Genomic DNA, 24,166 nt, shown 5'->3' with positions numbered 1-24,166 from the left:
TCCTGAGATACTCACTCGCTTTTTTGTTGGTCGTTATAGTAGAAATTATAACTAGCGAAACTGGCATAAAGCTCACTGAATAATAAGACTATTATTTTAGTTTTCATTTATAGTATCCACCCGCTCCTTTAAAACTAATCCGCAGGCTTATGGAATACATAGATCAGACTGTCCTTATCGCAATGACACTCATTTTTGTCGGCTCGTTTGTGCAAACCGCAATCGGCTTTGGTTTGGCCATTGTTGCAGCCCCACTGCTGTTTTTGGTCTCTCCAGATTATGTGCCTGCGCCTATCTGTTTGATCGGTCTGTTTATCTCATTATTCAACGCTTTTAAACATAGAGCAAATATCTCTATTGGCGGATTAAAAATCGCATTGCTGGGCCGTATTCCTGGGTCACTGGCAGGTGGTGCTTTGTTGGTGATGGTTTCAACGAGCGTGTTATCACTATGGTTGGGCTTATTGGTAGTATTTGCCGTGATTGTTAGCCTACTGCCCTTTAGACTCGAACCAACCCCAACTAAGATGGGTATTGCGGGGTTCTTCTCTGGGTTCTTTGGCACCAGTTCTGGTATTGGTGGTCCACCGATGGCACTGCTACTCCAACACCAAGATGCCAATCAGCTTCGTGGTAACCTTTCTGCGTTTTTCGTGTTTAGTTCGATCATTTCGTTGGTTGTACAGATCCCAATTGGCTTCTTCACGCTACACCACTTGATCATCACTATACCTTTGCTGCCTGCTGCTTGGTTGGGTTACAAAGTGGCGTTAATGACGACACAAAGCATCCCTAAAGAGAAGATACGCATTGGTTCATTACTGCTATGTTCTCTCAGTGGCTTTACGGCAATCTGGCAGGGTTTAGCTGGCTAGTTATTGGCGATAAAGACAAGAAGAAGAAAGACATCTTAGAAAACCAACACAAACACCCAATAGTTAAAAGGACGCTCTATGACTTACGACGAATTCAACGCATTCTGCGAGTCACTGCCTGCAACCAGTTATGTGATGCAGTGGAATAACTCGCACGTTTGGAAAGTGGGTGGCAAGGTGTTTGCGATTGGTGGTTGGGGACCGAAAGATGAGCCTGCGTTTATCTTCAAGGCGTCCGATCAGAATTTCGACTTTCTCAAAGAAGAGCCGGGCTATAAACCCGCACCCTACTTTGCTTCACGCGGTATGAAATGGATTCAGCTGTTTGAAAGCACGCCACAAAGGGATGAGGAGCTGAGATACTATCTCATTGAGTCACACCGAATTGTGTCCTTAGGTCTAACCAAAAAGAAGCAAGCAGAGCTAGGGCTCAATCAGTAGCGTTTATTACGTACTGCTAATCTGAGCCCTTCTTTTGCAGTGAGGACGGATCCCTAAGAAGTCTGTTTCAAAAATGCAGGTAAATAGCGTTCTATTTTTTGCTCTGAGATAAGCGGCACCAATAAATAGATCAAACCCGCAAAGGCAATAGATCCGGCTAAGTCTTCTGGTCGATGCATGCCAAGCCAAACACGGCTATAGGCGACACCACCAGCCCAAACCAGTAAACCGCCGACTAGATAAAAGCGTTTCGCCTCTAGGAGAAGACCACCAAAGAACGCCAAACACACACCGACGAAAATCATATGTCCAGATGGGAAAGAGTAGTCAGTTTCACCCAACCAGTGACGCGTTCGCCACTCGCTCACCTTATCTTGTACAGACTCAATCGCAGCATTCTTTTCAACCAATGGTAATTCGTAAAACACTTCCGGCATATCAACCACTTCCTGCGTCACCAAATACTCAGAATAAGGACGAGGGCTCTCAGTGGAATGCTTTAAGAAGGTTTTCGCTGCAAAGCTAAGCACCAACAACAAGCCGAGCTGCAGACAAAGACTGACTAACTTCGCTTTGGAAAACTTCATCGTGAACAATACTAAAGACAAAATCGCTAGTGTTACCAAGAACCCTTGATTGCCCGCAGAGTAAGTCACAAACGTTATGAAGGCGCCATAGAAAGGCAAAACAGCACTTCCAAGGTCGAAGTCAGATCCAAAGATCAAAAAGGGTATGAGGGAATACAAACTTAGAACGAGCAGTAATAAGCCTTTGGATTTGTTAGAGAACAGAGAAGTCATGGCTAAGATCTTTTAGATAAAGTGGTCGGATGCTATCGCAGCTTAGCATCGTCAATATCAATTTTATGTCAAAACGGTCAGTCAGCCGTCATGGTGTAACAATATTCGATTAATGGACCTCTTGAGTATTGATTCGGTGAACAGCCACGCCAGCACCAATAATGTTCAACATCCATTTATGTTCATAGAGATAGCAAAAACCACTGAAACCAGACGAGACAAAGGCATCATCCCATTAATAGACTACCGGACGCGTTCTGCTGATAAAGTGAACACTTACCGGATTATAAGGCCAGAATCTTAAAAACTTTGCTGTCAGTCCTTTAAATCCACTATTGAAAGGATTAACATCTGGTCTGCTTTCAAAAGCAAAACAGATTATTAATTTTTATTCTCAGGGCGGGGCGAAATTCCCCACCGGCGGTATGTCCTTAGCAAAATCTAAAGATAAGCCCGCGAGCGCTCGATTCGTCGAGGTCAGCAGATCTGGTGAGATGCCAGAGCCGACGGTTATAGTCCGGATGAGAGAGAATGAAAACACACTCGTTTAAGTTGGAAAGGCGTACCCGCGTGAGTTGGGTTCGTACCTCCAACTTAGGCGGGTGCATTTCGTTTTGGATAAAACCATAATGAGCTAAAGTTGACTTGTAATGAGTAGGCTTTGTTGTGCTCGGTTGAGATCCCTCATACAGCCCTGATTCTGGTGATATTTTAGGAGTTTAACCATGAATCAGTCTTCACTACTTGCCGAATTTGGCGAACCAATCACTCGCGTTGAAAATGCACTGCAAGCTCTACGCGAAGGTCGTGGCGTACTTCTACTTGACGATGAAGATCGTGAGAACGAAGGCGACATCATCTACTCAGTAGAACACCTGACGAATGCTCAAATGGCGCTTATGATCCGCGAATGCAGCGGCATTGTGTGTCTGTGTCTAACTGACGAGCAAGCGAACCAACTTGAACTTCCACCTATGGTTGTTGATAACAACAGCGCAAACCAAACTGCGTTTACCGTCACTATCGAAGCGAAAGTTGGTGTAACAACAGGTGTTTCTGCCGCTGACCGTGTAACAACGATCAAGACAGCTGCAAACCCAACAGCTAAGCCTACTGACCTTGCTCGCCCTGGCCACGTATTCCCATTACGTGCTCGTAAAGGTGGCGTACTTGCTCGCCGCGGCCACACAGAAGGTACTGTGGATCTTATGCAAATGGCTGGTCTTCAATCGGCAGGCGTACTATGTGAAGTAACCAACCCAGACGGCACAATGGCAAAAGCGCCAGAGATCGTTGCTTTCGGCAAACTTCACAACATGCCAGTACTGACCATTGAAGATATGGTTATGTACCGCACTGAGTTCGACCTTAAGCTTGCGTAACGTTTAGTGCTAAACGCTTAGCTCTTAAGCTAACGAAACTCAGAAATGAACATTGAAAGGTCTCACTCTTACTGCTTTTTCTAGTTAAAAGTATATAAAGGGTGAGGCCTTCTTCATTTCCTACACTGAAATCTAAGTTCCATCTCATCGCCCACGACTAACCTCTCAAAAAATCCTGCAAAATATGAGAAACATTCACTAGAATGGTGAAGTCATGCACCATCATTGATCATCCATAATTACAGGGAAATCATAAGCAACTGAAATATAACACTTATTTATTTTGGCACGGTGTCTGCACTACCACTAAGTAGGTATACAAATATTAGGAGTTGAATATGTTTGTAGTTATTTCAGTGGGTTTATCCCTATTAGTACTTGCGGCCCTGTTTCATTTCTCAAGGAAGAGACAAACAGCGCTATCACACAGGTTTGAAACCTTAGTTCTGCTTAGAGAATTATTGTTGTTATCACGCAAACATCGCGCGGCAACGCACTATGCTCTAGCTTATAAGTTGTCTAGCGACTCGATTCGCAAAGTGAACGAGATTTACGACAACATACTTGAAGTATCTGAACTGCTTCAGTCCCATGTGTCGTTTGATAGCCGCCCTATGTATCGCATCTATCACCTCAAGCTCATCGCCATGCACAGCGACTGGCAAAACCGTAGCTTGGTGCGTAACCAATCGATTCATGGCAAAACGATACGTCACAGCATGTTCTTAATGGATGAAGTGATGATCATCTGGCTTATTCAGTCTGAGCGAGAAGACATGAGCCGTGAGTATCACATGAATTGGCAACAGATCTTAGACTGCATGGAGATCCTGACCAAGTTACGCATGTGCATACCTGATATGGAGAAGCCTGAGGAGTACGCGAGATTCAAATTCTACGCATCTCAAACACACCGCAAACTTAACCAATTATCGATTATCTGCCCGATCAGCAGTGGGTCACCCATTTGCACGCGTGCGATGCATGCACTCACCGAGATCGCATCAAGCACTGAAGCGACCCAACCAGCAGATAGCATGTACGAATTAACCAGTGATATATCTACTGTGGTATCGCAAGTTTACGACCAAGTATTATCCGACATTACGAGAAGCTTGTATCAGCCTTTACCAGACGTAAACGAAAAGGTAATAAATACCCGATTATCCGTACACCATTACATGTAAAGACTTCGTGAGAGGAGAGCGTGCTGGAACTCTGAATTATTGAGTTCAAATCCGATATCACCATTGATATCGGATTTTTGTATTTATGAGCTTTTAAAATTCTATCGCTATGTATCATTGCCTATGAAGTTTCAAACATCGCCAGATTTGATATCGCTAGACCAAGCTTCTGCGGCAAAATCAATGAACTGACGAACAACCGGCAGCTGATAACTACGAGACAAATACACCGCCCACAGCACACTACTCGGTGAAACAAACTCATCCAATATTCGTATCAATTTGCCATTCGCAATCAGTGGGTTGGCTAAGTCACAAGGTAAACGAACTACCCCTTTCCCGTGCTGTGCGGCGCGAGTTAGCACTCCAACATCATTAGCCTTGATAGTGCCAGACACCTCAACTGAATAATGTTGGTTATCTTTCACGAAATCCCATTTAGTCACACTAAGGTGGCGAAAGCAATTATGTTGTCGAAGTTCTTCAATCGTTTTAGGTTCTCCATGCTTGTCTATATAAGCAGCAGATGCACACACAACCGAGTCGATTTCCATCAGCTTTCTGGCAATTAAGTTTTCATCAGGTTGATCGGTATATCGAAGGGCAATATCAATTCGCTCATCCACCAACTGAGTAAAACGATCCGAAGCAAAAAGTTCGACCATAATATTAGGGTGGCGTTCAGTGAACTGCTCGACCACATCCAATAACATGTTTTGAGTCAGCCCAATAGGCGCTGCGATTCGAATTGTCCCGGAAAGATCATCGGTTTGATTAAGCGCAGTAACCTCTAGCTCTGCGGTCTCATGGAGTATTTTTTCACAGCGTTGTAATGCGATTTCCCCTGCCGCCGTCAAACTCACCTTTCGAGTTGTTCTATGCAAAAGTCTTTGTTTTAGCCACGCTTCGATCTCTTGAACGTGGCGCGACACTTGTAATCGACTCATGTCCAAATGCTCTGCCGCTTGCGTAAAACTGGCACAATTTGCCACTTCGACAAAGCTGCGCATCGCCGTCAACCTATCCATCGCACTCTCCTTGAGCTGTTTAGCAGCTAACCGAATCTTATTAGATCACTATATAGATACAATCTACATCATTTTACGATATTTATCGCAACCCAGTAAGCTATTAGACTGCAATGGCTGTCGAGAAACAGACTCAATAAATTAGATAATTGGAGAGACATTATGAAAATTGCAGTATTAGGTGCATCAGGTTGGATTGGTAGTCACATCGCTCAAGAAGCTCAAGATCGCGGACACGAAGTCGTTGCTGTTGTAAGAGATGCAAGCCGTGTAGAGATTAGCGATGTTGAGGTTCGTTCATTTGATTTACAAGATGAAGCCGCAAGTCTAGCAAACGCACTATCCGGCGTTGATGCAGTCATTACTTCGATTGGCGGACGTGCTCTGGGTAATCACGACATCGTAAAAAACACTGCGACTAAATTGCTGGCAACATTACCGAGCATCGGTATCGATCGCCTACTTTGGGTTGGCGGAGCTGGCTCATTAGAAGTAGCGCCAAACGTACCGCTAGTGACTGTTCCTGACTTCCCTGCGGATTACAAAAACGAAGCGCTAGCACAGGGCGAAGCTCTTGAAGTGTTCAAGCAATCTAATAGCGAAGTTAACTGGACGTTCGTTAGCCCTGCCGCAGAAATATTCCCGGGCGAGAAACTATCGACCTACCGCACTGGTGGCGATCAACTGCTCACCGACGAAGATGGTAACAGCAAAATTTCAGTCAGCGATTACGCTATTGCGATGATTGATGAACTCGAAGCTGGCAAATTCCCACGCCAACGTATTGGTGTTGCGTACTAGTCAGCTCATATATAAAAACTAAAAAAAGCCGCTTGTTCAAAATAATGCGGCTTTCTCATCTTTTACTGAGCATTCCTTTAATCCAATGGCAGATGCCCTGTTTTCACTAGGATAACCGTCTCTTCTTCCACATAAGGAAAATGCTCACTCATGTGTGGGCTGCGCATCCATGTGTGTTTTGGATACTCACCATGTTCGTCTTTAAAGGTGCCAGAAAGTACAAATATCTCTTCACCGCCAAAGTGGCGATGCGGCTGAAAACGTTCGCCAACCGGCCACTTCACTAACGCGACATGCTCGTGTTCGAACTCATGCAGTGGCATCACTTGTAAGCCGCCAATACCCTGAAGCCATTCTGTTTCCAAAGTATTAATACGAACTTGAGTTAAGTCTCTCGCGTCAAACTGGTTGAGCTTAACCAAGATCGTACAGCCATTTTTGCTGGATGGGGAATGCGCGCTGCCCGGCGGATTACGGATATAAGTGCCCGCTGGGAAATCTCCGGTTTCATCAGAGAACACACCCTCTAATACGAAGATCTCTTCACCTTGCGGATGTGGGTGCTCAGAAAACGAAGAGTCAGGATCGTACTTCACCACGCTGGTCGTGTGGCCCGATTCTTTCTCTTCTCTTTCAAGTGGCTTACGCCAAACCCCTTTAGCAGGGCTTGCGACCCAATCTAATGTCTCGGTTTCTATAACCAATCTCTTTGAAAAGTCCATGTTGAACATAATGGCGACCTTACTCTTATTATCGTTTTAATTATTATTGTTGTCTTTCTCGTTTCTATTCTACGCGAATACTGATCAAGGAGGCCATCTCGCTGCTATTTTGCCTGCGCGATAGCCACCTAAAAAGAATCCTAATTAATTGCGGCCAGCAATCACTCCGCCATCAACATCCCAGATTGCACCCGTTACCCAATCAGCACTGTCTGACAGTAGGAAAGAGATGCTATTAGCGATGTCTTTCGGAAAACCTACTCGACCAATAGGATGGAACGCGTTGAAGCCTTCTAGCGCTTGATCCACTTCTTCAGGTTTGATGAAAGATTCGTAAATCGGCGTTTTAACAACAGCAGGAGAAACCGCATTCACGCGAATGTTGTAGTCCGCAAGCTCCATTGCCATGTGTTGTGTTAATGCATGCAGGCCAGCTTTAGCCATTGAATAGGCAGAAGATGGCGTCGCTTTGATTGCTTGCTTCGCCCACATAGAACCAACGTTAACCACACTGCCGCCGCCATTCTTGATCATCAATTTACTTATCGCTTGAGTGATGAAGAAGGTTGCTTTATTAAGCTGCATGTATTGCTCGTAATCAGATTCTTGGTGCTCAATAAACGCTTTAGGGTTGAAGTAACCTGCAGCATTTACAAGGTAACCAATACCTTCATCTAACGATTCAAGGTGTTCGATAAGGCGAGACACACTCGCATCATCATAAAGGTTAGCTTGCCAACCTGAAGCGTGACCTAACGATTGCAATTCTGACACCGCTTTATCTAACTTAGTTGGGTTATTGCCGACAACCAGCACATGGATATTTTGAGCGACTAACTGCTTCGCTGTTTCAAAGCCCATACCACTTGTGCCACCGATTACGACTGCAATACCATTTTTAGTGAAGTTCATTTTGTTATCTCCTAAGTCATGTGAACGTGGTAATCTTAGGCTTTGAACTAACACTATGAATAGTAAGTACAAATCGGTTAGGTAGGTACTTATTGGTACATCTTTATGAAAAATCAGGAAAACTTTTTTTCAAGAAAATCAGCACCAGAGCGCTCAGCTCGCATGGTAGAAACCATCTACGGCTGTAAATGGTCGCTAACGGTCTACCAATTGCTCGCAAATGGCATTAATCGCCCTGGTGAAATGGTGCGCTCGGTCGAAGGGTTATCGACCAAGGTATTGAATGAATGTTTGAAGCGAAATGTAGAATTTGGGATTTTAGATAAGCAAATGTTCAACGAACTGCCACCAAGAGTTGAATACCAAGTGACTCCGTTCGGCGAGAAGTTTTTGTTGATTCTAGACCAGCTGGAAAACCTACAAAACGAAATCGACGAGATGTAAGTTCAAGCCAGTCCAACTATTGTCAAAAAACGGAAGACAAAAGAAGGAGACGGGAGACAGCAAACACACTTAGCTCACTGGCATTTGCTCAAAGCGACCTTTTACAAATTCAATGAAGGTTCGAATTCGGCTTGGTTGATAGCGGTCTCGATGGTAGATCGCTGAAAAGTCGACCTTAGGCACCACCCATTCTTCAAACACTTGCAGCAATTGCCCGTCGTTCAGTTCTTGTAAGCAATAGATGGTTGGAACACGAATAATTCCGTTGCCCGACTTCGCGCCCTGCACCAACACTCGCCCATTTTTACATTGCAGTCTGCCCGTCACATGCACATCGACCGTTTTCTTAGTGTCGTCTAGCGCTTGAAAGCTCCACTTACGCACCGATCCCGTTAAGCAGTCATGATGGATCAGATCTTTAGGATGACTTGGCTTTCCTTTACGAGCGAAATACTCAGGGCTCGCGAGTGTTCCCATTTCAATATCCAATAGCTTTCTAGCGATAAAGCCCGCATCTTCAAGACTCCCCATACGAAAAGCGATATCAAACGCGTCTTCAATCAAGTCGACTCGGTTACTACTGAAATCAAGACTGATGCTGATGTCTGGGTAGAGTTGCATGAACTCATTGACCAGATCCGCGATGATCACCTCGCCCAGATAACCGCCAACACAGTTTACTTTTATGTCGCCACGTACTTCTTCGACATCATCAACCGCAGCAATCAGCGCTTGGTCTATGTTATCGAGGGCTTGCTCACATCTCGCGTACAGATCTTGCCCCGCGTGAGTCAGCCTCAAGGTTCGAGTGGTGCGGATAAACAGTGTCACACCCATCTGCTTTTCTAGGCTACTCACTTGGCGTGATACGTGGGAACGAGACACATCCAACTCCTCAGCCGCTTTGGTGAAATTACCTAAACGAGCGATAAGCACGAAAGAGCGAATATCAGACAGGTTAATTTGATTGAGCATAGTCGCCAGCTTACTAATGAAGTTATGAGATAGACGCTTTTATTGTTGCACCACAGCAACAGTGTTTCAAGTAAAGCGCTATATATCAACAATGCTATTTTCCTTAATATACCTCCATCGCAACGAAGCAAGGCAACAAGCACTTGATTCGAATGCACTTAAACAACACGTCGTAGCCAACCGACGCAATAAAAATACAGAGGAAATAAAATGAAAAAGCTAATCGTAATTACAGGTGCAAGCTCCGGTATTGGTGAAGCAATCGCTCGTCGTCTAAGCGATGAAGGTCACCCTCTGCTACTTTTAGCTCGTCGTGTTGACCGCCTTGAAGCGCTGAACCTACCAAACTCACTGTCAGTAAAAGTAGACGTAACAGACAAAGCGTCTTTTGATGCAGCAATCGCACAAGGTGAAGCGAAATTTGGCCCTGTAGACGCGCTTATCAACAACGCTGGTGCAATGCTTCTTGGTCAAATCGATACTCAAGACGCTCAAGAGTGGAAGACAATGTTCGACGTGAACGTTATTGGCCTTCTAAACGGCATGCAATCTGTACTTGCTCCGATGATGGAACGCAACACAGGTACTATCATCAACATCAGCTCTATTGCGGGTAAGAAAACATTCCCAAGCCACGCAGCTTACTGTGGTACTAAATTCGCGGTACACGCTATCTCTGAGAACGTTCGTGAAGAAGTTGCTGCTTCAAATGTTCGTGTTACCACTATCGCACCGGGTGCTGTTGAAACTGAGCTTCTGTCTCACACAACATCTCAAGAGATCAAGGACGGTTACGATTCTTGGAAAGAAGACATGGGCGGCGTATTGGCAGCTGACGATATCGCTCGCGCTGTATCATTCGCTTCCCAACAACCACAGAACGTATGTATCCGTGAAATCGCTCTAGCACCAACTAAGCAACAGCCATAAGCCTTTGCTATCGCTACTAAATCAGCGATGAACTAAAAAAGCGCCACGACTTAACAAGTCGTGGCGCTTTTGTTTTGATTCAATCTAATTGCTAAGCAATAAGCGAGATTAGAACTCAACGCGGTAAACTGATGTGCTACCACTCACTTCGTTGCCAACCGCAATAAAGTGGTTACCTGAACGTGTGAAATACTTGATTGACTCTGGGCCTAGGTCACCCGCTTTCGAGTTGTAAGTATCGTTGTCGCAATCACCGTCTTCATCAACTTTGGTACACACTGGCTGTGTAAAGTCTCGATTGTTCAAGTAGCTGATGAAACTTGCGTTTTTAGGCTGTGTTACGTCGTAAACCATGATACCACCTTGGCGCTCAAGACCAATAAAGGCATAGTGCTTGCCGTTGATCTCCGCCACTTCGATAGCTTCAGGCTCTACCCCTTTGTCATCGCTGCGATCGTCACCACTTTGGTTGTTATCATTGGTGCTGTTGAAATTTGCAGGATCTTGCTCAAGAACGATTCGAGCGAAATCATCACCGCTATCAAACACTAACTCGCCAGACTCATCCCAAATAGAGAAAGAACGACTACCGAATGCTTGAACCTTTTGGTCAGCAACAAGTGTTTCTTGTGGCTTAATCACCTTAAGGCGAGCCAGTTGCTTATTGTCTTTTAATGCGCCAGCTAATGGGTGGTTAGCGTCAACATCTAACTTCTTGCCACGCACTTCATCGACATAAGCGATACAAAAGTCTTTTTCTGTGGTGTAGTTTTCAGTGCCTTGGTAATCATCGCCATCCCAATCAAACCCTTTATCATCACACACTTTTTGCGTCGTCTTGATGCCGTACTCACGGCCATCGCCTTCGTTCGCAGTTACAATGTAGGTGTTGCCATCCACACTGTAACTAGTGATGCTATCAGGCATGTAAAGGCCTTCTAACATTGCGTAGCTTTGGAGATTACCGATGTTTTTGTCTTTGTTTGATGCATCTAGCTTAGCTTTATCCCAAGGCTTGCCGCCTAATCCCAGAATCGCATCCACTTGTGCACTCGCCACATCAATCGCGGCCAAAGCGTTGTTCTCTTGAAGGGCAACGTAGAGTTTTCCGTTATCAGCAAACGTTAGATATTCAGGTTCTAGATCTTGAGCAACGGTTGCATTCGGCGCAGAGATTCGAACCTTGTCGGTCAGCTCTGCATGGCGAGGCTGACCTTGATTGAATGCCTTAAAATCGATCTGCGTGACTCTTGCTTGCAGAGGACCATAAGTTAAATCCACCAGTGTCACTGAACCTTCAGGGTCAATGCTGTAATCCGCATTCGGCTCACCTTCATTTGCAGAGGCAATATAGCGACCATCTTTCGAGAAGCTCACCATGTCCGGTAATGCACCAGCCGTATAAGTAGTGATCAGCTCTAACGTGTCTGAACGATAAAGTGCAATGATGCCGTTTCGTTGCTTGTCGGCATTTTCAATAGCGACAGCAACTAATCCTTGATGAGTCGACACACTATTCGCTGCACCAATATCAACACCCGAAGCTGCAGCCGCTGATTGAAGATCAATAGAACCCGAAGATGTTGGTTCGCTAGCTGAGTTCATTGATAACACATCGACTTTCTGCGCTTGAGCGTTCACAACATAAAGCTTATCGGTACATGAATCGTAGCTGACGATTTCGGCTGCTGAGGTATCAAACGGGGCGTCGGCAATAGCACGACCAACCAGACTGATTCCGGTTACCTCAGCATTGGAAGCGCTTGGCTGCTCGATGGATTGGCATTGAAAGCTAAAAGCATCAAGTGACGTTTGAGATGGGATAGCAGCCGTTGGTGATGTTGACGTTGATTGAGAACACCCTACTAGAGCAGAACTTACCGCAATAGGTAGTAATAGTGTCAGCTTATTAAATTTACGATTCATATATCCTCCATGATTTGAAACGCGATCATAGAGGGCTGTTATGACACTTATCTTTCTCTTTCATTAACAATAAATGACAACAATCAGTTTGCTTCACCCATAACAACAATAAGTTGGAGTGAGCATTTCATTAACAAGCAAGCAAAAAAAAGCGCCCAAGCTGGCTGATGCTTGAGCGCCTTTAGTAAACTGTATAGGGAGATTAGAAGTTGTAACCACCACCAATCATGAATACCCATGGGTCGATATCAACGTCGGTTGAGTATTGTTTTCCACCCGCTTTATATTTCGCTGTAGTATCAATGTCTGCATACCAAACTGACGCATTCAAGAACCAATCTTCATTGATCATGTAATCCATACCAATGTTTGCCGCAAGTCCCCAAGAGTCATCAAGAGATAAGTCACTTAAGCCTGCATCTTTACCAGTGCCATTAAGTTCTTCATCAAAGAAGACAGTGTAGTTAATGCCCGCACCTACGTAAGGGCGGAACTTGCTGTTTGCTTCGCCGAAGTAGTACTGAACCATCAACGTTGGTGGTAAGTGTTTTGTCTCGGCGATATCACCTAAACCACCATGGTTTGTAGAAATTGTATGGGAGAACGGTGTCGCTGCAAGAATCTCGAGACTGATGTTGTCTGTAAACATGTAACCAAATGTCAATCCAAGTTGGGTGTTTGAATCCACACCAAATTTTGACCCCGATGTCTCCAGAACATCTCCACTGCTATCGTTAGGAGATACCATTGCTGCACCTGCACGGATGATGAAATCACCTTCTTTATGAGCAAGAACGTTGGTTGACATAAGAGCCGCAATAACCGCAATACCACATACTGTTTTTTTCATTATAATTTCCTTTTGAGGGCTTAATTTTTATTGGTGAATGAGTAATCATTTCTTATTTTGCGTGCAAGGTAGCATATAATAACCCTACTTTATTGATGGAAATCAATTTGTGAAAAGTTGTGATTATTTATGTAAATTTATATCGACCTGATCACTTTATTCCTTCATTTTATTGACAGTTTTGTAATGCAGCTTTTCCGTGCGTCATTTTGTTAATCCAATCAATTCACTCTATTCGGATCTTTTTTGGATCAAAATAGAGCAAGCCAATATCTCACATGCATCATTTTGGTGCAGAACAACAAGAATCAATCTCGCCTCGTATAATATTCAATGAGTTACATTTGGCTTAGTGCTTGCAAGTCTATGTTCATAATCATAAATACATTGAGGTTCTGATCATGCAAGACACTCTAACAATCGTTCTGGCCGGCGGTGTTGGCTCTCGGCTTTCCCCTCTCACCGATAACCGTGCAAAACCTGCGGTACCCTTTGGTGGCAAATATCGAATCATCGATTTCACACTCGCGAACTGCTTACACTCTGGGCTACGCCAAATTTTGGTGCTGACTCAGTACAAATCTCACTCTTTGCAAAAACATTTAAGAGATGGTTGGTCGGTGCTTAACCCTGAGCTCGGCGAATACATCACCAATGTTCCTCCACAAATGCGAACCGGTGATAGCTGGTACAGCGGTACTGCCGATGCGATTTATCAAAACTTGTATCTACTTTCACGCAGTGAAGCCAAGCATGTGGTGGTGTTATCCGGTGACCATATCTATCGCATGGATTACGCGCCAATGCTCAAGCAGCACAAAAAGAACGAGGCCGACCTAACCGTGGCGTGCATGGAGGTTTCGATTGACGAAGCCAAAGAGTTTGGTGTGATGGAGATAGATGAATCTCTAGAGATCAATAACTTTACCGAGAAGCCACGTTACCCTGCATGTGTACCTGGTAGGCCGACTCGAAGCATGGCTTCAATGGGAATTTACATCTTTGATAAAGAAGTACTGACACAGGCATTATTGGCAGACGCAGAAGATCCAGACTCAAGCCACGATTTTGGTAAAGACATCATTCCTAAATTGGTGGGCAACAACAGTGTTTACGCATACAAGTTTGGGGATGAAGAAGGCCGAGTGACCCAAGATGCGTACTGGAGAGATGTTGGTACTATCGACTCTTATTACCAATCCAACATGGACCTGTTAAAGCCAGCTTCGCCTATCGATTTATATCAACCTGATTGGGCAATTCGTACTTACGAACCGCAGCTGCCACCCGCACGAACCATTGCTTCGGTAGAGGGAAATCAAGGGATTTTCATCAACTCGATGATCGCGAATGGCGTAGTGATTGAAGGTGGCTCAGCGCAAAACTCAATCTTCTTCCCGAAAGTGAAAGTCAGCAATGCCGCGATTGTGATTGATAGTATTCTGTTTGAAGATGTTGAGATTGGAAAAAATTGCCACATACAAAACTGCATCATCGACAAGAACGTTAAGGTGCCTGACGGAACCCAGATCGGTCTTGATGGCCTTGCCGATGCGAAACGCTTCCACATATCAAAACAAGGCGTGATTGTGGTGCCCTCTTCTTACCAATTTGAAGAGTAACCTTTAACGTTGGAATAGCTTTTCTTTAAACGAAAAAAGGCAGCGAATTCGCTGCCTTCTTATTTACTCACACAGCTTCAGTTAAGCCTTAACTGTCCATGTATTCGATTAAACAGAAACCTTAGAAAGGCCCTAACTCAATCATTTGAGCAATCACAACAGAAACCAAAGCGCCTACCGACCAGAACAAGAACAGTGGTAAGAAGAAACGAACCCACTTGGTGTAAGGCACTTTTGCAATAGCCAATACCGCTAACAAGCCACCATTAGTTGGGTAAATATAGTTAGAGATACCATCACCCAATTGAGAAGCCAGTGCTGCCACTTGGCGAGTCACTTCACCAATATCTGCCAACGGAATAATGATTGGCATGGTGATCACCGCTTGGCCACTGCCTGATGGAATAAACAGGTTGATCGCAGCCTGCGAGAAGTAGATACCTGCCGCCGCAACAAGCTTAGAGCTGCCTGAAATGATCTGCGCAAGATAGTAGATAATCGAGTCGACAATCTTCGCGTCTTCCATGATGGTCAACACCGAACGCGCAAAGAAGATGATCAGTACCGCGATCAATACGTCGCTAACACCTTTGGTCCAATACTCACAGATCTTGTTCGGAGATAAACCCGCCACCAAACCCGGAATAATAGCCATCGCCACGAATGCACCCGCAATCTCGGTGAAGCCGAACCCCATCGTCAACGTGCCGAAGATCATGTATGCGAATACGCCCAAGAACGCGATGCCCGCAAGCTTTTCACGTGTGGTCAGTGTTTTCGCTTCAACATTTGATTCATAGTGGTAACCCGTGCCGTGTAACAAGCCTTTGGTCGGATCTTGCTTAACTTTGCGCGCGTAGTTAAGCACATACCATGCACCCGTTAACAACATGAACATACCAACAATAAAGCGGTACCACATGCCTGAATACATAGGCAGTTCAGCGATAGTGTGTGCAATACCCGTAAAGAATGGGTTAGCCAAAGCGGCCGCGAAACCGGCACAACTTGCCAGTAAAACAACGCCAAGTGCCGTAATCGCGTCATAGCCAAGCTTGATACAGATCGGGATCATCAAAGAGATAAAAATGACATCAAGTTCACGCATACCGGTGAAGGTAACGTTGAAGAAGATCGCCGTCATGATCACAGGCGCAATCACGTATAAGCCTTGCTTCTTTAGCTTAGTAGTTAGTGCAACAACGGATGCGTCTAACAGACCCATGTGTTTGATAATGCCAAAAGCACCACCCACAAATACCACAACGCCCATCACGCCAGAAGCGGATTTGAAGCCTTTAAAAAATGATTCGAAAAAAGAGGCTAATGTTGTTGGGTTGCTGGTCAATTGTGTGTAGCTGTCTGGGTCGATAACCGTGCGGCCATTCATGACCACTCGCTCGAATTCACCAGCAGGGATGAAGTAAGTTGCAATTGCAGCAACGATCACCATGATAACCAAAGAGAGAAACGGGTGGTTTACTTCTTTCTCTGTGGGCGCTGCGTTAGCAGCTTGAGATGTAGGTACGGATGTAGATACCGTAGTCGTCATATAGACTCCTTATTTGTCAGCAACTAAGGTTCACTTAGCCGCCGGAGGGATTTTTGGAAAAACGAAACCCTTCACGCTGAACTAAGTTCGCGCTAATTTAGGTTGTTTCAAAAAGGCCTTTGATAGATGGTGCTCTCAAATGTACATAGTGAAGTAGTGAGTATTACTCTCTTTGCGTCCGAGCAAAATGCAGATGTTCAGCCAAGTCAGGCCAAACTGAATGAGGTCATTACAAGCAGGTAAACAGAAAAGTCTGTTTTGGTAATGCGTTTTTTATCAATTACAAAGACAAGCGGCGCATACTAGCACAACGAGTCATTAATTGTCAGAAAAGAGTGAGTTTCGTCATGCTTTGGTGAGCAAAAGAAAAGCGCCCACTAATAAGTAAGGCGCTTTTCTGCAATCGAATCGAGTTACTTAGGTGCTAATTCGTAGTTTTCTTGCATCTCATGAGGGGCAATCCCGTACTCATAATCCGCTAAGTAGCCATCCTTATAGACCTTCATTCCCTTCTCATCCCAGCTCACTTTGATCATCGCCGTGTTGCCATCTTCACTGCCTAACAGCTCCAGCATTTCTGCATCAATCTTAATGGCTTTGATGGTTTTAATACGCTTAAACGGCTTAAATTCAGTGGCCGAGAATACGATGGCCGAGCGATAACGCTTAAGCTTGAGTCCAATCGCAAAGATTCTCGATTGTTGCTCAAACTGCAACATATTGATCTAGGCTCAATTGATGAGTCTCGCATTTCAGAACTTGTGCGATTCAAAGTCGAAACGCCGGTTCGCTATGAAGGTGACATTAATTATTGGCGTCAGGGCGTCGAATTTCCTGTCGATCAACTGGCATCCAATAAAGAAGTCGATATTCGAGCACGCATTACCATACCCGAGTCTCAACTCACAGCAGGAGAGTTTCACTTCAATATGGAGTGGGCAGTTGAGTGTCTATAAATTAGTAACTTAAGCTGAGTTTTTAATCAAAGAAGAAAAAGTGAGTGAGCTGGAAAGAAAATCAATGGAGTGACAAGTTCGGAATTATAAAACCGATAAAGAGAGATTCACTGGGAATTCGCTGTAGGTTAGCGCAAATTATCAAGGATGGAGTTTTTTTGAACACGTCTTTAAAACACGAAACATAATATGCGATCAGTTCATCGGACTTTCAAGGGAGTAACAAGAGAATATTTGATAACACTGAAGTCAATCACACATGTGCTAATTCTCAGTTGGTTAATCTATGCGATGTTTGCTACGTTTAAATGACACAGTCATTGGAAAGGTATGATTTATGAAAATAAATGTTCAAACACATCATGTATCAATTAACGACGAGTCACGCAAAGACATCGAAGGTAAATTCGAGAAGATATCTAACCATTTCCCATCACTGATCAGTTGCGACATCATCATTACTAAAGAACACGGTCAACATCAGGTTGAAGTATTCACCAACTACGAAGGTGTACGAGTAACAGCAAAATCGACAGACGATGTTATGTACCCAGCTATCGCTGCAGCACTTAAGAAACTTGAAGCGGGCCTAAGTAACCGTAAGGGACAATTGAAAGCCGACCTACACGAGAAACCAACAAGCACGAAGCCAGAGATTGCTTCGGACATCATCCAAGAGATGAAATTGGTATAAATCGATAAGTAGTTAAAGCGAAATAACGAATAGAAACTTATTAAGAATTTCAAAGCCAGCATACGTTGCTGGCTTTTTCGATCTTAAAGCCAAGCAAACCTTCGCTTCTTTACCGTCCCTCGAATTCAGCTCAACCCCACATCATTATTAACGCCCTTAAGTTCTTAGCAGCTATAACAATCACTTGTGGGATTTGATACAGTTATAAGCAGAAATTTAGACCACAACGGAATGTTTATTATGAAGAAAATCGCGTTGATACTTTTCCTTGCTACTCAATTAATGGCTTGTACCGAGGTTGGCAGTGAAGCTTGGTGTGCGGATATGAAAGAAAAGCCTAAAGGTGACTGGACGGCTAATGAAGCGGGCGATTTTGCTAAACACTGTATTTTCTAATCACGTTAGCTTCTAATTCTACATTGGGCTGAATTAATACGCTCTGTGTAAAACAATCCATGGAATAAGTGAGTTTTAATGGAACACCAACTAGACAACAACTGGAAGCACATCGAATGGGTATTAACCGACGTCGATGACACGCTCACTTGGCAAGGTTCACTCCCTCCAGAAACCCTGATTGTGTTACAAAAGCTGAGAGACAATGGAATCAAAGTGGTCGCTGTAACGGGAGCCTGTGCTGGTTGGTGTGACCATATTGCGCAGCTCTGGCCTGTCGATGCCGTGCTTGGAGAAAACGGCGCCTTCTTACTAGAGAAGCAAGATGATGCATTACAACTCTCATCTGAAACACCGCTAGAACAAGTGCGTAAGAACCAAGCTAAGCTAAAACAAGAAGTTGAAGCGATCTTGTTGAGTTACCCCGACCTATCGCTAACTTTGGATCAATCTTACCGCTTGTGTGAGGTCGCGATTGATATCGGCCAAAACCGTAAGCCTGTTGATCCTGAAACTGTTCAAGCGGTACTCGAAAGAATACACGCTTTAGGCGCACACGCGACGGCAAGTTCGATTCATATCAACGCTTGGTACGGCGAACACTCAAAGAAAAACGCCGTGCACCGTTTCCTGGCTAATAAAGGCTTATCGCTTGAGCAAATCCACAATCAAGCCTGCTATGTCGGCGATTCAATGAATGATCAGCAGATGTTCGAATCACTTCCACTTACCGTTGGCGTGGCAAACATTCAACATTATTGGGATAAGCTAGAGCATCATCCAAGCAGGGTCATGTCGCAGCCTGGTGGCTATGGGTTTGCAGAATTTGTGGATGCGCTGCTGAGGCTTAAAAGTGAAGTAATTTAGATAATCGCTCAGACTTTGAAGCAAAAATCGCACAAGTTTTCACTCATACGATTTCATTCATGTCATGTCCATCGATTAAACGGGCTCAACGAACTTAGAGAATAATCATCCCATCTCGATAAGTCAGTGATGGTGCTACATCTTGACCAAGTAAGACTGGGCCATCGAGGTCGACGATTTCAGATTGAACGGCGATAGGCAGAGCTGCACGCATCGCCAGCGATGTACCGAGCATACAACCCGACATCAGCGTAAATCCTAGCCTTTGAGCTTCTTCAGCAAGTACCAATGCTTCGGTCAAACCACCTGTTTTATCGAGCTTGATGTTGACCATTTCATATTTGCCTAACAAAGATGAAAGTTGCGAAGTGGTATGACAGCTTTCATCAGCACACAGTGGTATCGGGTGCTTGATGTGCGCCAATGAGGCATCGTGCTGTTGGGGTAACGGCTGCTCGATCATCGCAATATCAAATTCTACCAGTTGATTGAACAACTCTTCGAGATTCAATCCTGTCCACGCTTCATTCGCATCCAATACAATTTGAACATCTGCCGCAGCTTCTCGTACCGCGCGAACACGCTCTACCACCTGCTCGCCGTCAAGCTTCACTTTCAGAAGTTTCGCACCATTCGCGACATAGTCTCGAGCCTGAGTCGCCATGCCTTCTGCCGTGCCAATCGAGACTGTCATTGCAGTCACGATTTGAGCAGGCAACTCAAACAAGCTATTCGGAAACGTCTGGTCGTTCTGCTGAGCTTCAAAATCCCAAAGCGCACAATCGACCGCATTGCGCGCTGCCCCTCCGGTCAATAAAGACTGAAGATGATCTCTTAGCTCTGCCGGATCAGTAACGCCTCGTTCAAACATAGCTTCAAGTGCGCTAGACGCTTGTTGGATTTGCGCTAACACAGACTCCGATGACTCGCCGTATCGTGGGTAAGGCGTGCATTCGCCCTGAGCTCGTTTGCCACCATGTTCAATGTAAACACGAACAACGTGACACTCAGTTCGACTGCCACGAGAGATGCGAAAAGGCGTTTGCATCGCGATAATAATGGGTTCAGCTGTAATCTTCATAATTTCACTCGGTTGATGTTCACTTTAACAAATGGAAACGTAGAAATGATGAAGTCGTTAAAGTGAATGTCGCAAATGATCAGTAATGTGTTGTACACCAAAGCGCACTGGGTCCGTCACTGGCACTTGATAGAGTGTGGTCCATTCTTGGCACAATGTCTCAGCCTCTTCAATGCTAATCGCCGACGTGTTCAAGCAGATACCCACCAGCTTCGCGTCTGGATTAGTCAGTCGCGCCGCTTGCAAGTTGACTTCAATCGTCTGTTCTATGCTTGGTAATTTAGCATGAGGAAGGTTACGAATATGTGGTCGCCCAACTTCATGACACAGCACTAAGGCATCAGCTTGTGCGCCATGTAAAAGACCCAAACTCACGCCTGCAAACGAAGGGTTGAACAAAGAGCCTTGCCCTTCAATGATGTCCCAATCGTGGTCGGTAAAATCAGGGCTAATCGCTTCAACTGCGCCAGAAATAAAATCCGCAACCACCGCATCAATCGAAATACCGCTGCCTTCAATCAAAATACCTGTCTGCCCTGTCGCTTTAAACTGAGCGGATGTTCCCGCTTGTTTAAGCGACTTTTCAATCGCTAATGCCGAGAACATTTTGCCTACTGAGCAATCAGTTCCGACAGTAAGCAGGCGCTTACCTTGACGAAGCTTACCGTTACCAACATTAAGAACACCGTCAAAATGGCGTACATCATGAAGCTTAGTCAATCCTTGTTGCTGCATGTCAGCAAGCGGTAAAAATTCACTCAATCGTTGGTGCATGCCAGATGCAATCTCATATCCCATTTCTGCAGCGGCCATAATGGTTGACTGCCAAGAATCAGGAATAACACCACCCGGATTTGCGGTACCAATCACTAGCGTCTTCGCGCCCTGCGCTTGCGCCTCTTGCAGGGTCATATCCGTTAAGCCCAGTGAAACGGTATCACCCGTTAAACGCAGTTGACCTAGGCAGATTTCTGGTCGCCATTGATGAATACCGCGAGCTGTTTTTGCAGCGAGTGGGTCAGTAACATCCCCAAGAAAAAGAAGGTAAGGTTGAGCGATCGACATGAGTATTCCTAATTAATAAGCCCTTGTATGGGTTTACTTTAATTAAGAACTTCGAAGCTGCCGAATGCCTATTTATGGCGAGCCTATAACCTTAAGTTATAGGGTGGGTATGGCTCTTCAATGAAGCGATAAATTGCTTAACGGAAATCGACTGAGGGGTGTGCTCTGCGCAAAGCATCGATACCGAAAATTGGATGTCTGGTTGAAGCGGCAACACACAGACCGCATCGTCATTTTGATATTGCTCTGCCGTCCACGGATCAACAATCGCAAACCCCGCTTGGTGCTTGACCAGTTCCGCAGCGGCGCTATACCCACGTACAGATATCGGGTGGTGATAATGCTGCTCACGTGCAATAAGGCGTTGATGTAACAGGAGGCCTAATGGATCGCGGCTATCGAGCCCGATGATTGGCAGCGGATAATTGATCAGATCATCTAACGTTAATTCCGCGGGGAAATGATCAACCGTATTGGAAGGAACCAAAACCTTTAGTGATTCGGTTAATAGCGTTTCACTTAATATCGCAGGCGGTGCTTCATCGCCAAACGCGATAGCAATATCAAGCTCATGCTTTAATAACCCAGCACACAGCTCATCACGGTTTGCAGTCAGCAACTCAAAAGAGAGCTCTTGTTCCCGAGACATTTGGGCTATTACCTGAGTTAGTAATTTAGTCGCCAGTATCGGCGGCGCACCAATGCGTAAATGCTGATGGCCTTGCTTCACTTTGTTGGTCAGAGATCGAAATTGCCCCAATTGCTGATACACCTTTTCCGCTTCTGGCAGTAAGGTTTTTGCCTCAACCGTTGGCACCAACCGCCCTTTAACTCGTTCGAATAAGCCAAACCCAAGTTGTTGCTCCGTGTGCGCCAAAATACGGGTCACGTTTGGTTGCGACACATGCAAGCTGCGCGCGGCTCCAGATACGGTTCCGGTCTGCATAATGGCGTAAAAGACTTCCAATTGTCTTAGGTTCACATTGATGTCCTTATGGTTCGCGAAACAAATCTAGGGTTTGGCTTTTCTTGTATTAGCTAAGCTGTTTATCGGTCTAGCTAGCGTTTTGCGTGAGTCTATTTTAGTAGCTCAGCTATCGTAGGTTGAAGTATCTCAGCCCAAGTTTGATAAGCCTTCGCATTCAAATGCAGATCATCACACGAGTACTCGTTCGACAACAGCTTATTAGGTGACAATACTGAATTCACATCTAAGAACGCAATGCCTTGCTGTGTACAGTACTCGCTTAGCTTGCTATTGAGCAGTTCAACCGACGGATTTAAACCTTGCAGTTTAGAGCCAACATAAAGCGTTGATTGCACCAATATGCGAATCTCATTTTCTTGCCACACCTTAAGCATATCAATGTAGTTCTGGTAGATATGGTCGACATCATAACCCTGAGCTAAATCGTTTATCCCTGCCATAAAACACACCAGCTTTGGCTTCACATTCAACGTGGTATCAATACGGCGCAACATGCCAGTTGTGGTGTCACCCGCTAAGCCACGGTTGACCATCGAAACATCGCGAAAGATATCCGCCCACGGGGCCCATTCGGTGATCGAATCACCAAACATGACTAGGTCTGCACTTGGGGAAAAATGGCGATGGTTATCTGATGTCATGATGTAACGGCTCATGCTGTGGCCTCGTTGTTGAATCTCAGACTGAAGAGCAACCGCTTTGAGAATGTCACTATCTGGCGTGGTACTATCAAATTGAGCCAACAACCCTTCGATATGCGGTTTAAAAGGACTAAGACGTGTGCTCAGTTGATGATGTTCTTTAAGGGAAGATAACCTCTCTAGTAATGCATACAGAGAGCAGTTTTGACCAACTTCTTGGAATAACTGATACAGATCGAGGACAGGGTGTTGTTGCAGCGCGGCAAGTAATTGCTTGTCTTCCATGGTGTTATCTAACCCTTCAATTATCTGGTGATGAACTCAAGATAATATCCGATTGCGTACGGGATAGATAACACTAGAAGCAGAGAATTACTTTTCTTTGATTAGCAGATGGTTACGGTTATCACGGCTTTTCTTAATCAGTTCGTTGCTCTCATCCATTTCATCAGATTTAGCAAGACGATCGTAAAGCAGCACATTCACTGTCGCTGCCAAGTTCATGCAGCCAACTGTTGGTACGTACACAACATGATCGGCTCTGTCGGCGACATCTTGAGAAATAGAGCCGTCTTCAGGGCCAAAGATATAAATGGCATTTTCTGGGTGTTTAAAACGCGGTAGTGGTGTTGCACCTTCTGCGAGTTCTACGCAAACGATCTTAGTTTCTGGATCAAGATTGTCTAAAAACGACTCAACACCAGTCAACGGGATAGTACGCGCAGCACTCTTAGTATCGGTGTGGAATTTTGCGGCTTTTTCGTAGCGTTGCCCTGTGTATTTAACTTCGTCGACTTGGTAACAACCAGCCGCACGCATAACAGCACCAACGTTTGTCGGGCTCTTTGGGTTAGTTAAACCAATAGTCACATGGCTTTTGTTCATGAATCTTTCTCACTTAACGAATAGACATAGCAGGGTGCTACAAAGCGTCGCATTCTAACAAAGCAGCGTCGAATTCAAAAGCATCGATACAAACTCACTTTTTCGCGCTTAAGCCTCTAGTTGCAAGGCTTCTCACCCCAAAAACC

At 44.9% G+C, this 24,166-nt stretch carries 25 protein-coding genes, 1 pseudogene and 1 riboswitch; of the genes and pseudogenes, 12 read left to right on the top strand and 14 right to left on the bottom strand.

Annotated elements, in window-relative coordinates; genetic code table 11:
- Positions 1-149 precede the first annotated feature (149 nt).
- Together LMH68_RS18125 and LMH68_RS18120 are read left to right on the top strand one after the other, a co-directional pair.
- Complete coding sequence (locus LMH68_RS18125) at positions 150-875, top strand: sulfite exporter TauE/SafE family protein (protein ID WP_170962367.1); 726 nt, start codon at positions 150-152, stop codon at positions 873-875.
- Between the two features lie 78 nt (positions 876-953).
- Positions 954-1,316 (top strand): MmcQ/YjbR family DNA-binding protein, encoded by a 363-nt coding sequence (locus LMH68_RS18120; RefSeq protein ID WP_017061695.1) that lies wholly within the window; start codon positions 954-956, stop codon positions 1,314-1,316.
- A 53-nt stretch (positions 1,317-1,369) separates the two neighbouring features.
- On the opposite strand, the gene LMH68_RS18115 is transcribed toward LMH68_RS18120, so the two are convergent.
- Positions 1,370-2,116 (bottom strand): phosphatase PAP2 family protein, encoded by a 747-nt coding sequence (locus LMH68_RS18115; RefSeq protein WP_017064917.1) that lies wholly within the window; start codon positions 2,114-2,116, stop codon positions 1,370-1,372.
- Between the two features lie 386 nt (positions 2,117-2,502).
- A riboswitch (FMN riboswitch) is annotated at positions 2,503-2,653 on the top strand.
- 188 nt (positions 2,654-2,841) lie between these two features.
- Here LMH68_RS18115 and ribB point away from each other — a divergent pair.
- On the top strand, positions 2,842-3,498 hold the full coding sequence (ribB, locus tag LMH68_RS18110; protein WP_017054827.1) for a 3,4-dihydroxy-2-butanone-4-phosphate synthase: 657 nt from the start codon (positions 2,842-2,844) through the stop codon (positions 3,496-3,498).
- A 338-nt stretch (positions 3,499-3,836) separates the two neighbouring features.
- Positions 3,837-4,685, top strand: a complete 849-nt coding sequence (locus LMH68_RS18105; RefSeq protein ID WP_017065871.1) for a hypothetical protein — start codon at positions 3,837-3,839, stop codon at positions 4,683-4,685.
- A 131-nt stretch (positions 4,686-4,816) separates the two neighbouring features.
- Here LMH68_RS18105 and LMH68_RS18100 read toward each other — a convergent pair whose 3' ends face one another.
- A complete protein-coding gene (locus LMH68_RS18100) occupies positions 4,817-5,713 on the bottom strand; it encodes a LysR family transcriptional regulator (RefSeq protein WP_108099283.1) in 897 nt (298 codons plus the stop codon).
- A 162-nt stretch (positions 5,714-5,875) separates the two neighbouring features.
- Between LMH68_RS18100 and LMH68_RS18095 the strand changes: the two genes are divergently transcribed.
- A complete protein-coding gene (locus LMH68_RS18095) occupies positions 5,876-6,514 on the top strand; it encodes an NAD(P)-dependent oxidoreductase (RefSeq protein WP_017067752.1) in 639 nt (212 codons plus the stop codon).
- Positions 6,515-6,591: 77 nt separating this feature from the next.
- Here the strand turns inward: LMH68_RS18095 and LMH68_RS18090 are convergent, their stop codons facing one another.
- Positions 6,592-7,245, bottom strand: coding sequence for a cupin domain-containing protein (locus tag LMH68_RS18090; RefSeq protein WP_017064919.1), 654 nt, complete (start codon positions 7,243-7,245; stop codon positions 6,592-6,594).
- 135 nt (positions 7,246-7,380) lie between these two features.
- On the bottom strand, positions 7,381-8,148 hold the full coding sequence (locus LMH68_RS18085; RefSeq protein ID WP_229648218.1) for an SDR family NAD(P)-dependent oxidoreductase: 768 nt from the start codon (positions 8,146-8,148) through the stop codon (positions 7,381-7,383).
- A gap of 105 nt (positions 8,149-8,253) precedes the next feature.
- Between LMH68_RS18085 and LMH68_RS18080 the strand changes: the two genes are divergently transcribed.
- Complete coding sequence (locus tag LMH68_RS18080; protein WP_004733017.1) at positions 8,254-8,592, top strand: winged helix-turn-helix transcriptional regulator; 339 nt, start codon at positions 8,254-8,256, stop codon at positions 8,590-8,592.
- Positions 8,593-8,661: 69 nt separating this feature from the next.
- On the opposite strand, the gene LMH68_RS18075 is transcribed toward LMH68_RS18080, so the two are convergent.
- Entirely contained in the window at positions 8,662-9,567 is a 906-nt protein-coding gene (locus LMH68_RS18075; RefSeq protein ID WP_061025933.1) for a LysR family transcriptional regulator, read from the bottom strand.
- A 210-nt stretch (positions 9,568-9,777) separates the two neighbouring features.
- On the opposite strand from LMH68_RS18075, the gene LMH68_RS18070 reads away from it, so the two are divergent.
- Positions 9,778-10,497 carry an SDR family oxidoreductase gene (locus LMH68_RS18070; protein ID WP_229648217.1) on the top strand — a complete coding sequence of 240 codons (720 nt, stop codon included), beginning with the start codon at positions 9,778-9,780 and terminating at the stop codon, positions 10,495-10,497.
- A gap of 108 nt (positions 10,498-10,605) precedes the next feature.
- On the opposite strand, the gene LMH68_RS18065 is transcribed toward LMH68_RS18070, so the two are convergent.
- Together LMH68_RS18065 and ompW are read right to left on the bottom strand one after the other, a co-directional pair.
- Positions 10,606-12,423: a choice-of-anchor I family protein gene (locus LMH68_RS18065; RefSeq protein WP_229648216.1), complete on the bottom strand. Its 1,818-nt coding sequence runs from the start codon at positions 12,421-12,423 to the stop codon at positions 10,606-10,608.
- 202 nt (positions 12,424-12,625) lie between these two features.
- On the bottom strand, positions 12,626-13,273 hold the full coding sequence (gene ompW, locus LMH68_RS18060; protein ID WP_065584094.1) for an outer membrane protein OmpW: 648 nt from the start codon (positions 13,271-13,273) through the stop codon (positions 12,626-12,628).
- A 401-nt stretch (positions 13,274-13,674) separates the two neighbouring features.
- Between ompW and glgC the strand changes: the two genes are divergently transcribed.
- Positions 13,675-14,895: a glucose-1-phosphate adenylyltransferase gene (gene glgC / locus LMH68_RS18055; RefSeq protein WP_017069804.1), complete on the top strand. Its 1,221-nt coding sequence runs from the start codon at positions 13,675-13,677 to the stop codon at positions 14,893-14,895.
- Positions 14,896-15,016: 121 nt separating this feature from the next.
- On the opposite strand, the gene LMH68_RS18050 is transcribed toward glgC, so the two are convergent.
- A complete protein-coding gene (locus LMH68_RS18050) occupies positions 15,017-16,447 on the bottom strand; it encodes a YfcC family protein (protein WP_229648215.1) in 1,431 nt (476 codons plus the stop codon).
- A gap of 413 nt (positions 16,448-16,860) precedes the next feature.
- Positions 16,861-17,088, bottom strand: a pseudogene (locus tag LMH68_RS18045) (hypothetical protein); the annotation flags it as partial.
- A 57-nt stretch (positions 17,089-17,145) separates the two neighbouring features.
- Here LMH68_RS18045 and LMH68_RS18040 point away from each other — a divergent pair.
- From LMH68_RS18040 to LMH68_RS18025, 4 genes are all read left to right on the top strand, one after another.
- Entirely contained in the window at positions 17,146-17,403 is a 258-nt protein-coding gene (locus tag LMH68_RS18040) for a hypothetical protein (protein WP_229648214.1), read from the top strand.
- Between the two features lie 337 nt (positions 17,404-17,740).
- The gene (hpf, locus tag LMH68_RS18035; RefSeq protein WP_017061680.1) at positions 17,741-18,097 is read left to right on the top strand and encodes a ribosome hibernation-promoting factor, HPF/YfiA family; all 357 of its coding nucleotides are present in this window, start codon (positions 17,741-17,743) and stop codon (positions 18,095-18,097) included.
- Positions 18,098-18,337: 240 nt separating this feature from the next.
- Positions 18,338-18,493 (top strand): DUF3012 domain-containing protein, encoded by a 156-nt coding sequence (locus LMH68_RS18030; RefSeq protein WP_017061679.1) that lies wholly within the window; start codon positions 18,338-18,340, stop codon positions 18,491-18,493.
- 78 nt (positions 18,494-18,571) lie between these two features.
- Positions 18,572-19,360 (top strand): HAD-IIB family hydrolase, encoded by a 789-nt coding sequence (locus tag LMH68_RS18025; RefSeq protein ID WP_102393449.1) that lies wholly within the window; start codon positions 18,572-18,574, stop codon positions 19,358-19,360.
- 94 nt (positions 19,361-19,454) lie between these two features.
- On the opposite strand, the gene dgcA is transcribed toward LMH68_RS18025, so the two are convergent.
- The 5 genes from dgcA to LMH68_RS18000 all read right to left on the bottom strand — a co-directional run bounded on the left by dgcA (position 19,455) and on the right by LMH68_RS18000 (position 24,020).
- A complete protein-coding gene (gene dgcA, locus LMH68_RS18020) occupies positions 19,455-20,441 on the bottom strand; it encodes an N-acetyl-D-Glu racemase DgcA (RefSeq protein WP_229648213.1) in 987 nt (328 codons plus the stop codon).
- A 57-nt stretch (positions 20,442-20,498) separates the two neighbouring features.
- Positions 20,499-21,506, bottom strand: coding sequence for an N-acetyltransferase DgcN (gene dgcN / locus LMH68_RS18015; RefSeq protein WP_229648212.1), 1,008 nt, complete (start codon positions 21,504-21,506; stop codon positions 20,499-20,501).
- A gap of 91 nt (positions 21,507-21,597) precedes the next feature.
- A complete protein-coding gene (locus LMH68_RS18010; RefSeq protein ID WP_229648211.1) occupies positions 21,598-22,488 on the bottom strand; it encodes a LysR family transcriptional regulator in 891 nt (296 codons plus the stop codon).
- Between the two features lie 95 nt (positions 22,489-22,583).
- Positions 22,584-23,420 (bottom strand): SGNH/GDSL hydrolase family protein, encoded by an 837-nt coding sequence (locus tag LMH68_RS18005; RefSeq protein WP_065584089.1) that lies wholly within the window; start codon positions 23,418-23,420, stop codon positions 22,584-22,586.
- An 87-nt stretch (positions 23,421-23,507) separates the two neighbouring features.
- Entirely contained in the window at positions 23,508-24,020 is a 513-nt protein-coding gene (locus LMH68_RS18000; RefSeq protein ID WP_017061674.1) for an RNA methyltransferase, read from the bottom strand.
- Between the last annotated feature and the right edge of the window lie 146 nt (positions 24,021-24,166).

Source organism: Vibrio sp. F13, assembly GCF_020806305.2.
Lineage (GTDB): Bacteria > Pseudomonadota > Gammaproteobacteria > Enterobacterales > Vibrionaceae > Vibrio > Vibrio crassostreae_C.
This window is presented reverse-complemented; position numbering and strand designations above follow the sequence as displayed.

Coding starts and splice junctions, on each gene's coding strand:
- LMH68_RS18030 (WP_017061679.1), top strand. CDS start 18,338: ATGAAGAAAATCGCGTTGATACTTTTCCTTGCTACTCAATTAATGGCT.
- LMH68_RS18000 (WP_017061674.1), bottom strand. CDS start 24,020: ATGAACAAAAGCCATGTGACTATTGGTTTAACTAACCCAAAGAGCCCG.
- hpf (WP_017061680.1), top strand. CDS start 17,741: ATGAAAATAAATGTTCAAACACATCATGTATCAATTAACGACGAGTCA.
- ribB (WP_017054827.1), top strand. CDS start 2,842: ATGAATCAGTCTTCACTACTTGCCGAATTTGGCGAACCAATCACTCGC.
- LMH68_RS18115 (WP_017064917.1), bottom strand. CDS start 2,116: ATGACTTCTCTGTTCTCTAACAAATCCAAAGGCTTATTACTGCTCGTT.
- LMH68_RS18105 (WP_017065871.1), top strand. CDS start 3,837: ATGTTTGTAGTTATTTCAGTGGGTTTATCCCTATTAGTACTTGCGGCC.
- LMH68_RS18100 (WP_108099283.1), bottom strand. CDS start 5,713: ATGGATAGGTTGACGGCGATGCGCAGCTTTGTCGAAGTGGCAAATTGT.
- LMH68_RS18080 (WP_004733017.1), top strand. CDS start 8,254: ATGAAAAATCAGGAAAACTTTTTTTCAAGAAAATCAGCACCAGAGCGC.
- LMH68_RS18075 (WP_061025933.1), bottom strand. CDS start 9,567: ATGCTCAATCAAATTAACCTGTCTGATATTCGCTCTTTCGTGCTTATC.
- dgcN (WP_229648212.1), bottom strand. CDS start 21,506: ATGTCGATCGCTCAACCTTACCTTCTTTTTCTTGGGGATGTTACTGAC.
- LMH68_RS18065 (WP_229648216.1), bottom strand. CDS start 12,423: ATGAATCGTAAATTTAATAAGCTGACACTATTACTACCTATTGCGGTA.
- ompW (WP_065584094.1), bottom strand. CDS start 13,273: ATGAAAAAAACAGTATGTGGTATTGCGGTTATTGCGGCTCTTATGTCA.
- glgC (WP_017069804.1), top strand. CDS start 13,675: ATGCAAGACACTCTAACAATCGTTCTGGCCGGCGGTGTTGGCTCTCGG.
- LMH68_RS18120 (WP_017061695.1), top strand. CDS start 954: ATGACTTACGACGAATTCAACGCATTCTGCGAGTCACTGCCTGCAACC.
- LMH68_RS18125 (WP_170962367.1), top strand. CDS start 150: ATGGAATACATAGATCAGACTGTCCTTATCGCAATGACACTCATTTTT.
- LMH68_RS18025 (WP_102393449.1), top strand. CDS start 18,572: ATGGAACACCAACTAGACAACAACTGGAAGCACATCGAATGGGTATTA.
- LMH68_RS18070 (WP_229648217.1), top strand. CDS start 9,778: ATGAAAAAGCTAATCGTAATTACAGGTGCAAGCTCCGGTATTGGTGAA.
- LMH68_RS18085 (WP_229648218.1), bottom strand. CDS start 8,148: ATGAACTTCACTAAAAATGGTATTGCAGTCGTAATCGGTGGCACAAGT.
- dgcA (WP_229648213.1), bottom strand. CDS start 20,441: ATGAAGATTACAGCTGAACCCATTATTATCGCGATGCAAACGCCTTTT.
- LMH68_RS18090 (WP_017064919.1), bottom strand. CDS start 7,245: ATGTTCAACATGGACTTTTCAAAGAGATTGGTTATAGAAACCGAGACA.
- LMH68_RS18095 (WP_017067752.1), top strand. CDS start 5,876: ATGAAAATTGCAGTATTAGGTGCATCAGGTTGGATTGGTAGTCACATC.
- LMH68_RS18050 (WP_229648215.1), bottom strand. CDS start 16,447: ATGACGACTACGGTATCTACATCCGTACCTACATCTCAAGCTGCTAAC.
- LMH68_RS18005 (WP_065584089.1), bottom strand. CDS start 23,420: ATGGAAGACAAGCAATTACTTGCCGCGCTGCAACAACACCCTGTCCTC.